This is a genomic window from Thalassovita mangrovi (genome assembly GCF_009857745.1).
Taxonomy (GTDB): domain Bacteria; phylum Pseudomonadota; class Alphaproteobacteria; order Rhodobacterales; family Rhodobacteraceae; genus Thalassobius; species Thalassobius mangrovi.
Genome location: NZ_WWEN01000004.1, coordinates 386812 through 399673 on the forward strand (window position 1 = coordinate 386812; position 12862 = coordinate 399673).

At 65.3% G+C, this 12862-nt stretch carries 13 protein-coding genes; 2 read left to right on the forward strand and 11 right to left on the reverse strand.

Annotated features, from left to right (window positions below; translation table 11 throughout):
• Nucleotides 1-141: 141 nt before the first annotated feature.
• Nucleotides 142-1254: an alpha/beta hydrolase gene (locus tag GR167_RS12000; RefSeq protein ID WP_160973765.1), complete on the reverse strand. Its 1113-nt coding sequence runs from the start codon at nt 1252-1254 to the stop codon at nt 142-144.
• Nucleotides 1255-1266: 12 nt separating this feature from the next.
• Here GR167_RS12000 and GR167_RS12005 point away from each other — a divergent pair, with 12 nt between their 5' ends.
• Together GR167_RS12005 and GR167_RS12010 are read left to right on the forward strand one after the other, a co-directional pair.
• Nucleotides 1267-1674 carry a hypothetical protein gene (locus tag GR167_RS12005; protein ID WP_160973766.1) on the forward strand — a complete coding sequence of 136 codons (408 nt, stop codon included), beginning with the start codon at nt 1267-1269 and terminating at the stop codon, nt 1672-1674.
• Nucleotides 1675-1859: 185 nt separating this feature from the next.
• On the forward strand, nt 1860-3470 hold the full coding sequence (locus GR167_RS12010) for a Na/Pi cotransporter family protein (RefSeq protein WP_160973768.1): 1611 nt from the start codon (nt 1860-1862) through the stop codon (nt 3468-3470).
• A gap of 100 nt (nt 3471-3570) precedes the next feature.
• Here GR167_RS12010 and GR167_RS12015 read toward each other — a convergent pair whose 3' ends face one another.
• The 10 genes from GR167_RS12015 to pyrC all read right to left on the reverse strand — a co-directional run bounded on the left by GR167_RS12015 (nt 3571) and on the right by pyrC (nt 12810).
• Nucleotides 3571-4125 (reverse strand): CvpA family protein, encoded by a 555-nt coding sequence (locus GR167_RS12015; RefSeq protein ID WP_160973770.1) that lies wholly within the window; start codon nt 4123-4125, stop codon nt 3571-3573.
• A gap of 30 nt (nt 4126-4155) precedes the next feature.
• A complete protein-coding gene (gene radA / locus GR167_RS12020) occupies nt 4156-5523 on the reverse strand; it encodes a DNA repair protein RadA (protein ID WP_160973772.1) in 1368 nt (455 codons plus the stop codon).
• A gap of 102 nt (nt 5524-5625) precedes the next feature.
• Nucleotides 5626-6078, reverse strand: a complete 453-nt coding sequence (locus GR167_RS12025) for a paraquat-inducible protein A (RefSeq protein WP_160973773.1) — start codon at nt 6076-6078, stop codon at nt 5626-5628.
• Between the two features lie 59 nt (nt 6079-6137).
• The gene (locus GR167_RS12030; RefSeq protein WP_160973775.1) at nt 6138-6524 is read right to left on the reverse strand and encodes a hypothetical protein; all 387 of its coding nucleotides are present in this window, start codon (nt 6522-6524) and stop codon (nt 6138-6140) included.
• Between the two features lie 83 nt (nt 6525-6607).
• Nucleotides 6608-7354, reverse strand: coding sequence for an ABC transporter ATP-binding protein (locus GR167_RS12035; protein WP_160973777.1), 747 nt, complete (start codon nt 7352-7354; stop codon nt 6608-6610).
• Nucleotides 7351-8133: an MlaE family ABC transporter permease gene (locus GR167_RS12040; RefSeq protein ID WP_160973779.1), complete on the reverse strand. Its 783-nt coding sequence runs from the start codon at nt 8131-8133 to the stop codon at nt 7351-7353. The genes GR167_RS12035 and GR167_RS12040 overlap by 4 nt, the downstream gene beginning before the upstream one ends.
• Complete coding sequence (gene alr, locus GR167_RS12045) at nt 8130-9173, reverse strand: alanine racemase (protein WP_160973781.1); 1044 nt, start codon at nt 9171-9173, stop codon at nt 8130-8132. The genes GR167_RS12040 and alr overlap by 4 nt, the downstream gene beginning before the upstream one ends.
• A 173-nt stretch (nt 9174-9346) precedes the next feature.
• A complete protein-coding gene (locus GR167_RS12050) occupies nt 9347-10837 on the reverse strand; it encodes a replicative DNA helicase (RefSeq protein ID WP_160973782.1) in 1491 nt (496 codons plus the stop codon).
• A 211-nt stretch (nt 10838-11048) separates the two neighbouring features.
• Nucleotides 11049-11729, reverse strand: a complete 681-nt coding sequence (locus GR167_RS12055; RefSeq protein WP_160973783.1) for an orotate phosphoribosyltransferase — start codon at nt 11727-11729, stop codon at nt 11049-11051.
• A gap of 40 nt (nt 11730-11769) precedes the next feature.
• The gene (pyrC, locus tag GR167_RS12060) at nt 11770-12810 is read right to left on the reverse strand and encodes a dihydroorotase (protein ID WP_160973784.1); all 1041 of its coding nucleotides are present in this window, start codon (nt 12808-12810) and stop codon (nt 11770-11772) included.
• Between the last annotated feature and the right edge of the window lie 52 nt (nt 12811-12862).

The following is a 12862-nucleotide window of genomic DNA, read 5'->3' on the forward strand; positions in this document are numbered from 1 at the left end:
GGGTGAGCTCCGAATCCTCGTGGCAGCTTGTGGCCCCTCTTAAGGGGTTGCGACCAGTATGTCACGAAAGGATCACAAATCGAAGTGTCGCAGGGGAAGAAGCGCCGCACCCGCGGGATTTGGCGCGCCCTTAGGCAGACCTCAGGCAGACAGGAACCGATCGACCGCATCCATCATGCGGGCAAAGGCGGGTTCGTCCGGCAGCAGGATGTGATTGGGCGAGTCGAGCGGCAGCATTTCGCAATCGGGCAGGTGCTGGGCCAGCAGGCGGGCCTGCGAAAACGGGTGCAGCGAGTCGCGCAGCGAATGGACGATCAGCACCGGGCAGGGCACCTGTTGCAGCAGATCGGTCACGTCGTAATTGGCAATCACCTCGCGGATCTGCACGGAGCGTTCGGCATCGGTCGAATTCTGCTGCAGACGGATCAGTTCGAGCAGTTCCGCCTCATTGGCGCCGGGGGCGAACATCGAGGTGAGCGCATGCATGAAACCGCTGTCGGCCTGGCCCCAGCCGTTGCGGATCATTTGTGTCATGGCCTGCGCCATGGCCGCGTCCTTGCCGCCATCGCGCACCGAGGCGCCCTGGGCATAGCCGCCGCAGCTGACGATGCGCGACACCCGGTCGGGGTGGCGCACCGCCAGCGCCAGCGACACGGCCAGGCTGTGCGAGGCGGCGAAGATCGCGAATGTGTCGAGCCCGGCCGCATCGGCCACGGCGAGCATGTCTTCGGCGAAAGCATCGAGGTGGAACGGCCCGCAATCGGGGTCCGACATGCCGGTGCCGCGCAGGTCATAGCGCACCAGCCGCCGCTGCGCCCCGAGGCGTTGCAGCCACGGCCCCCAGATCCGGCTCGTCCGGTCGAAATCGAGATGGGTCAGCCAATGGCCTGCACGCATCAGCGGCGGGCCGTCGCCCTCGGCGGTCCAGGCCAGGGTCGATCCGTCGCGGGAAGTCGCGTAGCGCAGCTTGAGCGGCGCAAGCGGCGTCTCGATGGGCGTTTCGCTGGCTGGGGTCGGGGGCTGGTCCGCATCCTCGATGGTGACGGGGGCGACCAGTTGCAGCCCGACACGCGGCACGGTGCGGATCACCGATTGCGCCTTGCCGCTGTCGCCCACGGCGGTGCGCGCGGCGCTGATCCGGGCGCTGATCGTGGCGTCGGACACGATGCGGCCGCGCCAGACCGCGTCGATCAACTGGTCGCGGGTGACAACCTCGCCCGGGGCGCGCAGCAGGCACAGCAGCAGCTCGAACACCTGCGGTTCGACATGAATCTCCTGTCCGTTCCGGGTGAGGCTGTGTTTGGCAATATCAAGACAGCAATCGTGAAAAAAATACCGCATGGATCGATGATACAGCAAAAAGCCGATTGCGGATATTGCCGCGGTGGCAGGGTAAAAACAGGGGAATGGCAAGGGTTTCTAAAGGTGCTCTTCAAGCGCGGCGGCGCGAAGCGTGGTTCCATCGGAACAGACACAAGGAGACATCCCATGACCCAGCAAGACGATCCCATCCGCCTCCGCCCCGACGGTTCCATCGACATCGCCTATTACACGCAGCGCGGCCGGGTGATGCGCAGCGAACAGGCGCACCGGATGCTGCGGGGGACCGCCCAGTCGGCGCCGCGCTGGTATCGCCGCGGGCTGTGGGGCTTTTTCCCCCGTGTCGCGTCCTGACCCACGGTTCGGGCCGGGCGCGATCTGACCGGGTGCCGAAACGCCCGCGGCCGGGGGCGTCTGCGGTGCCCGGTCGCTTTGCACCTTGGCGGGCAGGCGGGCGCTAGCCCTCTGTTCAGGCGGGATATTCCCAGCACCGCCGTCATTCGCTAAGCTGTCCGGAACAGGCGAACGGAAGACGGCGCATGAATGTAGAAGCGGTACAGGCCCTTGGCGGGCTCGGTTTGTTCCTGGTGGGCATGCATATGCTGACCGAGGGGCTGCGCGGGCTGGCGGGGGACCGGTTGCGCCGCATTCTGCGCCGCTCCACCGAAACGCCGTTCAAGGGCGCCACCGCCGGGGCGCTGACCACCGCGATGGTGCAATCCTCCAGCGCCACAACGGTGGCGACAGTGGGCTTCGTGGCGGCCGGGCTGATGACGTTTCAGCAGGCGCTCGGCATCATCTTCGGCGCAAATATCGGCACCACCATCACCGGCTGGCTGGTGGCCATCGTCGGGTTCAAGCTGGATCTCGGCCTGGCGCTGATGCCCTTCGTGCTGATCGGCGCCCTGCTGCATCTTCTGGCGCCGAACCCGTGGAAATACCTCGGTTGGGCGCTGGCGGGGTTCGGGGTGCTGTTCATCGGCATCGACGCGCTGAAGGACGGCATGGGGGCGTTTGGCAGCCTCATCACGCCGGAGGTGTTTCCCGCCGATACCTTTCTCGGGCGGCTGAAGCTGGTGGCCCTGGGGATGGTGCTGACCATCGTCACCCAATCGTCCAGCGCCGGCGTCGCCAGCGCGCTGGCGGCGCTGTCGGTGGGGGCGATCACCCTGCCGCAGGCCGCAGCCCTGGTGATCGGGATGGATGTCGGCACCACCTTCACCGCGCTGGTCGCCACCATCGGCGGCGGCACCGCGACGCGGCGCACCGGGCTGAGCCACGTGATCTACAACCTGCTGACCGGCTGCATGGCCTTTGCCTTGCTCTACCCGGTCGGCTGGCTGGCTCAGAGCGGTTGGGGGCTGGCAATCGATCCGCAGATGGCGCTGGTCGGCTTCCACAGTTTCTTCAATTTCATCGGCGTGGTGGCGGTGTTGGGGGTGACGCCGCAATTCGCGCGGCTGATCATCTGGCTGGTGCCGGACCGGGGCACGTCGATGACCCGCGATCTGGGTCGGCAGCCGCTGACCGATCCGGCGGCGGCGCTCGATGCGGTGAATGCCGCCGCGCAGCGGATCGTCGCGGCGCTGCTGCACGAATTGGGGCGCGGGCTGAACCGGCCGGCGGCGGACATCCGCGACGAGACGCTGGAGGAAATCGGCAGCGCCACGCGGCACGCGCGCGACTATGTCGAAGCGATTTCCACCGAACAGGGATCGGCCGAGCTGCAAAACCAGATGGCGCTGCTGCACCTGTTCGATCACCTCGATCGGCTGCGCCACCGGGCGATGCAGGGCGACCGCATCGCGGCGGCGGTCGAGGATGCTTCGCTGCTCGACCGGGGCCTGAAGCTAGGCGCGCTGATGCGCGGCTACGATGCGACTGCCGATATCGCCCATTTCGCCGCGCAGGCCGACATGCTGCGCCGCGATTTCCGCGACTTCCGCAGGCGGCACCGGGGCGAACAGATCATGCTGGTGGCGAGCCACGGCAAGGAACCGCAGAACCTGTCGCTGCTGCTGGATTCGGCGCGCTGGCTGCAGCGCTCGGCCTATCACCTGTGGCGCATCGCCGACCTGCTGCGCGAAATCGAGGGCAAGGAACCGGGGCTGGCCACGCAGGAACAGCTGCTGGATGAGGAAACCGATTAGGGGCGGGGTAACTGCCTTGTGAGCCGCGGCCGGGAATTCTTCGGTGGCGGCGGGGACAAGCCGTTTCGAAACGGCTTGCCGTTGTCATTCCCGATCGGGGTTATTCTTCGCAGACGCCGACCAGTTCTTCGTATTGCCGGGTGATCCAGCCAAGCGCCTGTTCGGGGTCGCGGTCTTCGATCTTGCCGGTCATGGCGCCGAACACCTTGGCCGAACGGCTGTCTTCGACCATCGCGACGCTCTGATCGGTGATCACGGTCTGATAGACGAAGAAGGCGATGGCGACCAGCAGCACCCCGCGCAGCACGCCGAACAGGAAGCCAAGCCCCTGATCCAGCCCGCCCAGGATCGAGCGCTGCACCAGTGAGGAAAACAGCGGCGTGAACAGCGACGCCAGCACCAGCGCCAGCGCGAAGACGGCGGCGAAGGAAGCGATGATGCTCAACTCGCAACTGTCGGCGATGAATTCGCCCAGCACCGGGACTTCCTTGACCAGCGGCTGCACTTGCGGCGCGAAGATGAAGGCCAGCACGGCGGCGGCGATCCATCCGGTAATCGCCAGCGCCTCGCGCACCAGTCCGCGCGAATAGGCCAGCAGCGCCGACACGATGATGACCAGCGCCACGACGCCGTCGATGATGGTAAAGCCGTCCATTATGTCTTCGTTCCCCGTTCCTTACGCGCTTCAACCGGCGCCGAATACGTCGCCTACGAATGTGGCCAGATCCCCGTATTGCCGAAGGGTCAGGCCGTTTTCCCCCTTGGCCTTTCCGCCGGCGGGGGCAATGGCTGTCGAAAAACCAAGTTTTTGCGCTTCTTTCAACCTGTTTTCGGTCTGGCCCACCGGTCTAAGTGCCCCGGAGAGCGAGATTTCACCGAAAACCACCGTATCGGCGGGCAGGGCGGCGTCTTCGCGCGCCGATAGCAGCGCCGCGGCCACCGCCAGGTCGGCCGCCGGTTCCTGCACCTTCATGCCGCCCGCCACGTTCAGATAAACGTCAAGCCCGGCAAAGGGGATGCCGCAGCGCGCCTCGAGCACCGCCAGGATCATCGCCAGGCGGCCGCCGTCCCAGCCCACCACGCTGCGCCTTGCCTGCGAATGCGGCGAGGGGGCGATCAGCGCCTGGAATTCCACCAGAACAGGGCGGGTGCCCTCGATGCCCGAAAACACCACCGATCCGGGGCTGGGTTCGCCGCGTTCGGACAGGAACAGGGCGGAGGGGTTGCCCACCTCGGCCAGCCCGCCGCCGGTCATTTCGAAGACGCCGATTTCATCGGCCGGGCCGAAGCGGTTCTTCACCGCGCGCAGGATGCGGAACTGGTGGCCGCGTTCGCCCTCGAAATAAAGCACCGTATCGACCATGTGTTCGACCACCCGCGGGCCTGCGATCTGGCCTTCCTTGGTGACGTGGCCGACCAGGATCACGGAAATCCCCTTGCGCTTGGCGAAGCTGGTCAGCTCATGCGCGGCGGCGCGGACCTGGGACACGCTGCCCGGCGCGCTTTCGACATTGTCGGCCCACATGGTCTGAATCGAATCGATGATCGCCAGCTGCGGCCTTTCCGCCTCCAGCGTTGTCAGGATATCGCGCAGGTTGGTTTCGGCGGCCAATTGCACCGGCGCGTCGGAAAGCCCCAGCCGCTGCGCCCGCATGCGGACCTGCGCGCTGGCTTCCTCGCCGCTGACATAGATGGTTTTCAGCCCGGCCTGCGCAAACCGCGCGGCGGCCTGCAGCAGCAGGGTGGATTTGCCGATGCCCGGATCGCCGCCGACAAGGATGGCGCTCGAAGGCACCAGCCCGCCGCCCAGCACCCGGTCCAGCTCGCCCAGCCCGCTATGGGTGCGCGGCGGCGGGGCTTCCTCGGTCGACAGGTCGGTCAGCTGGATCGACGATCCGCGCTTGCCGCCCAGCGTTTTGCTGGCCGGACCGGCCGATAGCGGCGTGTCCTCGACGATGGTGTTCCATTCGCCGCAGCCGTCGCAGCGGCCGGACCATTTGTTGAATGTCGCGCCGCAGGCGGTGCAGGAGAATGTTTTGGGTGCTTTGGCCATGGCGTGTTGATGCAACACGGGGACGGGCGGGTCAAACACGAATAAGGGCGGGGCCTGATCACGTGTGGGCGGTCGGGCGCTGCCCGGCGGCGCGAAGCACCGCTATTCGGGCTGGTCTGACGACTTTGCCGGTTTTTCCTTCGACAGGATGCCGATCCCCAGCGAGGCGAGGATACACGCGGTGAACAGGTACAGCCCCCAGGCGACCTCGATCTTGCCGACCCCGATCCCCTTGGCCACGGTGATGTAGAGGGCAATCAGGAAAATATCCGCCATCGCCAGTTTGCCCAGCACCGTCAGCGCCGGCAACGCCCGCCGGTCAAGCCAGCCGAATTGCACCAGCGCCAACCCCAGCGTTTTCAGGAACGGTGCGAAGAGGGCAAAGAAGGTGACCAGCAGGGCCAGGAACACATCGGTGTCCCACAGGCTTTGCAGCCCGGAAATCACGCTGATCTCGCTCATCCCGAACAGCGGCAGCAGCCCCGCACGCAACAGCGGCGCGAACCAGGCCACCGGGAACAGGATCAGCAGCGCGAGATTGGCGTATTTGAGCATCGGGTTTCCTTCCGCCGGACCCTTTTCAGCTAGGCCACCGGCCGCGCCGGCACAAGTGGTCAGGCGAAATAGGCCGCCACCGCCAGCCCCAGCATCACGCAGACCGTGCCGATCACCGGCAGGTCGATCCAGTGGAACCCGTCATCGCGCACCGACGTGTACCAGTCGTAAAGGATCCAGGCGTAAAGCCCGAGGATCAGGAAGACGCGCAGCTGCTGCGCCTCGGGCACGGACCACCAGGATGGCGGCGTCAGCCAGATCAGGAACAGCACCACCGCCGCCCCGGTGCACAGCCACGACGCCAGCGGCGGTTTCGGTTCGCGCAGCCGGATCAGCTCGGCCACCGCGATCATCACCGGCAGCGCCAGAACCGTCAGGTCCAGCAGCAGCACCAGAAGCGGCGGCGCATCGTTCAGGAAGGTCACAAATCCGTCGGCTTCACTCATCGCGGGGTCCCGTTCGTTCCCCCGCAGAGTGGACTTGGCCGCGACCCGAAACAACCCCTGTTGCGACGGGAAAGGGCAGGGGGTTAGCGCACCGCCTCGATCGGGCCCTCGGCGCGGCCGTGGATGAACTGATCGAGATAGGGATCGCCCGAATTGTCCATCTCGGACACCGGGCCGGTCCACTTGATCACCCCGTCATGCAGCATCGCCACATTGTCGGCGATCGCCCGGACCGAGCTCATGTCATGGGTGATGGTCATCGCGGTCGCGCCCATTTCCACCACGATTTCGCGGATCAGGTCGTTGATCACGCCCGACATGATCGGGTCCAGCCCCGTGGTGGGTTCGTCGAAGAAGATGATCTCGGGTTCGGCGGCGATGGCGCGGGCAAGGCCGACGCGCTTTTGCATCCCGCCCGACAGTTCCGCCGGGTAGAGATCGGCGGTTTCCGGTTTCAGCCCGACCCGGCGCAGCTTCTCGATGGCGATCTCGCGCGCCTCGGCCTTGGGCCGCTTCAGCGATCCGCGCAGCAGCCGGAAGGCGACGTTCTGCCAGACCGACAGCGAATCGAACAGGGCGCCGCCCTGGAACAGCATCCCGAACCGGGCCAGGAATGCGTCGCGGTCGCCTTCGCGGGTGTCCTTGCCATCCAGCAGAATCTGCCCGCGATCCGGTTCGATCAGTCCCAGCACGCATTTCAGCGCCACCGATTTGCCGGTGCCGGACCCCCCGATGATCACCATCGAAGACCCGGTCGGGATCGACAGGTTGACCCCCTGCAGGACCTTCTTGGGGCCGAACCCCTTATGGACGTCGATAAGGTCGATCATGCCGAGAAAAACAGCTCCGTCAGGATATAGTTGGCCGCGAAGATCAGCACCGAGGCCGCCACCACCGCCGATTTCGTGGCCCGGCCCACGCCCATCGCGCCGCGCGCCGAATGCATGCCGTAGAAACAGCCGATCAGCGCGACGATGAAGCCGAACACGGCGCCCTTGATCAGCCCCGACACCACATCGAAGGTTTCCAGGTAATCCATCGTGTTCTTGAGGTACGCGGCGGCGTTGAAATCCAGCCGGTTGATCCCCACCGCATAGCCGCCCATGATGCCGATCACGTCGCCCACGCCGACCAGCACCGGCACCGCCAGCGTCGCGGCCAGCACCCGGGGCAGGGTGAGGTATTTCATCGGGTTGGTCGACAGGGTCACCAAAGCGTCGATCTGTTCGGTCACCTTCATGGTGCCGATCTCGGCGGCGATGGAACTTGCCACCCGCGCCGCCACCATAAGCCCGCCCAGAACGGGGCCCAGTTCGCGCACCATGCCGATGGCCACGATGGAGGGCACCACCGCCTCGGCGTTGAAACGCGCACCGCCGGCATAGATCTGCAGCGCCAAGGCGCCGCCGGTGAACAGCGTCGTCATCCCCACCACCGGCAGCGACAGCCAGCCGATATGAAGCAAAGCATGCATGAATTCGCGGCCGTAAAACGGCGGCCGGAACAGGTGGCTGACGGTCTCGATGGCGTAAAGGGTGATCCGCCCGACCATCGCCAGGGCGGCCAGCACATTCGCGCCAAGCGCGGCAATGGGGGCGGTCAGGCTCATGAGCTCACATAGCGGCGGCGATAGCGCGCCCCCAAAGAGGTGAGGATTTCATAGCCGATGGTGCCCGCATTGTCGGCCAGAACATCGACGCCCTGCTGCGCATTCAGCAGCTCCAGCTGCTGCGGGTCTTCTTCCAGCCCGGTCACGTCGACGGTGATCAGGTCCATCGAAATCCGCCCCACCACGGGGCAGGCGATGTCGCCCGCGTACACATAGGTCTTCGGCGCCAGCGCGCGGTGCAGCCCGTCGGCGTACCCCGCCGCAACGGTGGCGATGCGGCTGGGGCGCTGCGCGGTCCAGGCATTGCCGTAGCCCACGGTTTCCCCGGGTTCCACATCGCGTATCTGGATCACCGGCAGGCTGAGATAGGCCACCGGGCGCGCCTGTTCGAACGGCAGCCCGCCATACATCCCGATCCCGGGCCGGGTGACGTCGAAATGATAATCCGGACCCAGCAGGATGCCGCCCGTCGCCGACAGCGATCGCGGCACGTCGCAGCCTGCGGTCATCTCGCGGAATGCGCGCAGCTGCTGGGCGTTCATCGGATGATCCGGCTCGTCGGCGCAGGCCAGGTGCGACATGATCAGCTTGATGTTCTGCCCCAAGGCGATTTCGCGCAGCGCCGCCCATTCGGCGGCCTCCATCCCCAGCCGGTTCATCCCGGTATCGAGCTGTACGCCGAAATCATGCCCCGGCAGCGCCTCGACATGGCGCAGCATCTGGTCGATGGAATTGAGCATCGGCGTCAGCTGCAGGTCGTGGATCATGTCGGTGTCGCCGCCCATATGGCCGGAAAACACGCAAATCTCGGGCCCCGGGCCAAGCGCCTGGCGCACCGCAGCGCCTTCCTCGGCGGCGGCCACGAAGAACTTGCGCGCCCCCGCATGGGCCAGGGTCTGGGCCACCCGGCCCGCATCCAGCCCGTAACCGTCGGCCTTCACCACCGCGGCGGTTTCCACCCCGGGGCCAGATGCCGCATCCAGCGCCCGCCAGTTGTCGGCCAGCGCGTCGAGATCAATCGTGAGTGTCGAAGTCGTCATGGTCACGTGTTTTGACAGACCGGTAAAAATGGTCAAGCGCAAACGCTCCCTGTTTCATCTTGGTGAAAATACCTCGGGGGTGAATGCCTTGAAAATCCGCCAGGTTTTCAAGGCAGAGGGGGCAGCGCCCCCTTCCGCCCGCCGCGCGGCGGGTGTCCCCCTGCCTGGGCTGATCAGTAACCGTCGTCCGCCGCGCCCTGCTGCCAGGTCTTGGCCAGGTTGCCGAAGCGGGTGAACTGCGCCTCGAAGGACAGCTCGACCGTGCCGATCGGGCCGTGACGCTGCTTGCCGACGATCACCTCGGCCTTGGCGTGCAGCCGTTCCATCGCGGCCTTCCATTCTTCCATCTTTTCCAGCTCGTGATCGCCGGGCTTTTCGCGTTCCTTGTAATATTCTTCGCGGAACACGAACATCACCACGTCGGCATCCTGTTCGATCGAGCCCGATTCCCGAAGGTCCGACAGCTGCGGCCGCTTGTCGTCGCGGCTTTCCACCTGACGGCTGAGCTGCGACAGCGCGATCACGGGGATGTTCAATTCCTTGGCGATCGCCTTCATCCCCATGGAAATCTCGGCGATCTCGTTCACGCGGTTGTCCGACATGCCGCGGCAAAGCTGCAGGTAGTCGATCACCAGCAGGTCCAGCCCGTGGGTCCGCTTCAGCCGCCGCGCCCGCGCGGCGAGCTGCGAGATCGGCAGGGCGGGGGTGTCGTCGATGAACAGCGGGCAGGCTTCCAGGTCCTTCGCCGCCTGCACGAAGCGGCGGAATTCTTCCTCGGTCATGTCGCCCTGGCGGATCTTGTGCGACGAGATTTCCGAGGCTTCCGCCAGAACCCGGCCGGCTAGCTGTTCGGCGCTCATTTCCAAGCTGAAGAAACCCACCACGCCGCCATCCACCGCGCCCTCGGTGCCGTCATGTTTCAGACCGCGCTTATAGGCCTTGGCGACGTTGAAGGCGATGTTGGTGGCAAGCGAGGTCTTGCCCATCGAGGGACGCCCCGCGAGGATCAAAAGGTCCGACGGGTGCAGGCCCCCCAGCTGTTTGTCGAGATCGGTCAGACCGGTCGAAATCCCCGCCATACCTCCGCCACGCTGATAGGCTTCGTTGGTGACGTTTACCGCTTCTGTGACGGCCTTGAGGAAGGATTTGAACCCCGACTCGGTCTGACCCTGCTCGGACAGCTGGTAGAGTTTCTGCTCGGCCTCTACGATCTGTTCTTTCGGTTCGCTCGACACGTCGACCTGGCGGGCCTTGTCGGCGATGTCCCGGCCTAGCCGCATCAATTCGCGCCGGATGGCGAAATCGTAAATCATCTGGGCGTAGTCGCGCACCGCGAAGGCCGAAATCGACGCCCCCGCCAGACGGGCCAGATAGGCCGGCCCGCCCAGTTCCTTCAGCCCCTCGTCGTCTTCCAGGAACGCCTTCAGCGTCACCGGCGTGGCGAGGTTGTTCTTGGCGATCCGGGCCGCGGCCACTTCGTAGATCCGCTTGTGCACCGGTTCATAGAAATGTTCCGAGGTGATGATCGAGGCGACCCGGTCATAGACGTCGTTATTGGTCAGGATCGCGCCCAGCAACTGCTGTTCGGCCTCGATCGAATGCGGCATCGGATCGCTGGTTTCCTGCTCGCCTTCGCCCGTCTGAATCTTTGCGATTTCGTTCATTTTGTCACTGTCCCCCGGTGGGATCGGGTTCTAACCCAGGCGGCTTTCATCACGCAAATTGTATAAGCTGTGGAACGCCTGTGGATATGTTGGGGCGGCCTTTTCCCCACCTGATATTGCCTGTCGCTTATGCGATCCGTCAATATCTGGTGGGCATCCATGCCGTAACCGGCATGGAGTCGCTGCCTAAATTTCGATCTGTCTTCTGCGATCAGCCCTGCTTGCGGGCTTCCTGCCAGGCGCGCGGGTCGTTCAGGAACGACTCGACCTCCGTCAGGGTTTCGTCGTCGAACGCCCCTTGCGCCTTGGCCTCGGCCAGCACATCCCACCAGGTGCACAGGTAATGCAGCTGCACGCCGTGATCGCCCAGCGTCTTGGTGGTTTCGGGGAAGATGTCGTAGTAGAAGATCACCGCCGTATGCGCGCAGCTCGCGCCGGTGTCGCGGATCGCGTCGACGAAGCTCAGCTTCGAGCCGCCATCGGTGGTCAGGTCCTCGACCAGCAGCACCCGCTCGCCTTCGCTCATCGCACCTTCGATCCGGGCGTTGCGGCCATAGCCTTTGGGCTTCTTGCGCACATAGGTCATCGGCAGCGCCATCCGATCGGCCACCAGCGCGGCAAACGGGATGCCCGCGGTTTCACCGCCGGCGATATTGTCGAACACCTCGAAGCCCGCGTCGCGCATCACCGTGATCACCAGGAAATCCATCAGCGCCGAACGGATGCGCGGGAAGGAAATCAGCTTGCGGCAATCGATATAGCTGGGCGAGGGCAGGCCCGAGGCCAGCGTATAGGGTTCGCGGGTGTTGAAGTTCACCGCGCCGATTTCCAGCAGCATGCGGGCGGTCAGGCGGGAGATTTCTTCTTTCGGCGGGAAGGCGGTGGGGAGCATCGGCGGTATCCTCGGGCGGAACGATTAGGGGGGCGAAAGGTCAGGCGACCTTCCAGAAGACCGGGAAGCCCGGGTCGAAAACGGTGACGGGTCCTTCGCCGGTCTCGATCTTGTCGGGGAAGGCGACCGGTTCGTCCTGCTTGATCAGGGTGATGGTGTCGGCGTTTTCCGGCAGTCGGTAGAAGGCGGGGCCGTTTTTCGACGCGAACGCCTCCAGCTTGTCCAGCGCGCCTTCTTCCTCGAACACATGCGCCAAGAGCGGCATCGTGTTGGTGGCGGTGAAGCAGCCGGCGCAGCCGCAGGCGGTTTCCTTGTTGGCGTCCGTATGCGGCGCGCTGTCGGTGCCCAGGAAGAAGCGGGCATCGCCGCTGGTCGCCGCCGCGCGCAGTGCCAGGCGGTGTTCTTCGCGCTTGGCCACCGGCAGGCAGTAGTAGTGCGGCTTGATCCCGCCGACCAGGATATGGTTGCGGTTGATGATCAGGTGATGCGTGGTGATGGTGCCGCCCAGACCTTCGTCATTGGAGCGCACGTAATCGACGCCGTTCCTGGTGGTGATATGTTCCATCACCACCCGCAGCCCCGGGGTGGCGCGGCGCACCGGATCGAGCACCCGGTCGATGAACACAGCCTCGCGGTCGAAGATATCGATGTCGCTATCGGTCACCTCGCCATGCACGCACAGCGTCAGGCCGATCTCGGCCATCTTTTCCAGTACGCCGCGCACACGATCGAAATCGCGCACGCCGCTGGCCGAATTGGTGGTGGCCCCGGCCGGGTACAGTTTCACAGCCTTGACCAAGCCGCTGGCATGGGCGGCGGCGACGTCTTCGGGATCGGTGTCCTCGGTCAGGTAGAGCGTCATCAGCGGTTCGAACGCCATGCCCTCGGGCAGCGCCGCCAGGATGCGGTCGCGATAGGCCGCGGCGTCTGCCCCGGTGACCACCGGCGGCACCAGGTTGGGCATGATGATCGCACGGGCGAAATCGCGGGCGGTTTCGGGCAGCACGGCCTTCAGCATCGCGCCATCGCGCAGATGCAGGTGCCAGTCGTCGGGGCGGGTCAGGGGGATCGAGGTGCTCATGGGCTTGCGATTACACAATCACGTCGCGTCACGCCAGTGCCCAAAGCGAAAA

What these genes read in the sequence shown, in the direction of transcription:
- GR167_RS12055 (WP_160973783.1), bottom strand. Translation starts at nt 11,729, where the DNA reads ATGCTCCCCACCGCCTTCCCGCCGAAAGAAGAAATCTCCCGCCTGACC.
- GR167_RS12025 (WP_160973773.1), bottom strand. Translation starts at nt 6,078, where the DNA reads ATGCTCAAATACGCCAATCTCGCGCTGCTGATCCTGTTCCCGGTGGCC.
- GR167_RS12015 (WP_160973770.1), bottom strand. Translation starts at nt 4,125, where the DNA reads ATGGACGGCTTTACCATCATCGACGGCGTCGTGGCGCTGGTCATCATC.
- GR167_RS12030 (WP_160973775.1), bottom strand. Translation starts at nt 6,524, where the DNA reads ATGAGTGAAGCCGACGGATTTGTGACCTTCCTGAACGATGCGCCGCCG.
- GR167_RS12050 (WP_160973782.1), bottom strand. Translation starts at nt 10,837, where the DNA reads ATGAACGAAATCGCAAAGATTCAGACGGGCGAAGGCGAGCAGGAAACC.
- GR167_RS12010 (WP_160973768.1), top strand. Translation starts at nt 1,860, where the DNA reads ATGAATGTAGAAGCGGTACAGGCCCTTGGCGGGCTCGGTTTGTTCCTG.
- pyrC (WP_160973784.1), bottom strand. Translation starts at nt 12,810, where the DNA reads ATGAGCACCTCGATCCCCCTGACCCGCCCCGACGACTGGCACCTGCAT.
- radA (WP_160973772.1), bottom strand. Translation starts at nt 5,523, where the DNA reads ATGGCCAAAGCACCCAAAACATTCTCCTGCACCGCCTGCGGCGCGACA.
- GR167_RS12005 (WP_160973766.1), top strand. Translation starts at nt 1,267, where the DNA reads ATGAATCTCCTGTCCGTTCCGGGTGAGGCTGTGTTTGGCAATATCAAG.
- alr (WP_160973781.1), bottom strand. Translation starts at nt 9,173, where the DNA reads ATGACGACTTCGACACTCACGATTGATCTCGACGCGCTGGCCGACAAC.
- GR167_RS12040 (WP_160973779.1), bottom strand. Translation starts at nt 8,133, where the DNA reads ATGAGCCTGACCGCCCCCATTGCCGCGCTTGGCGCGAATGTGCTGGCC.
- GR167_RS12035 (WP_160973777.1), bottom strand. Translation starts at nt 7,354, where the DNA reads ATGATCGACCTTATCGACGTCCATAAGGGGTTCGGCCCCAAGAAGGTC.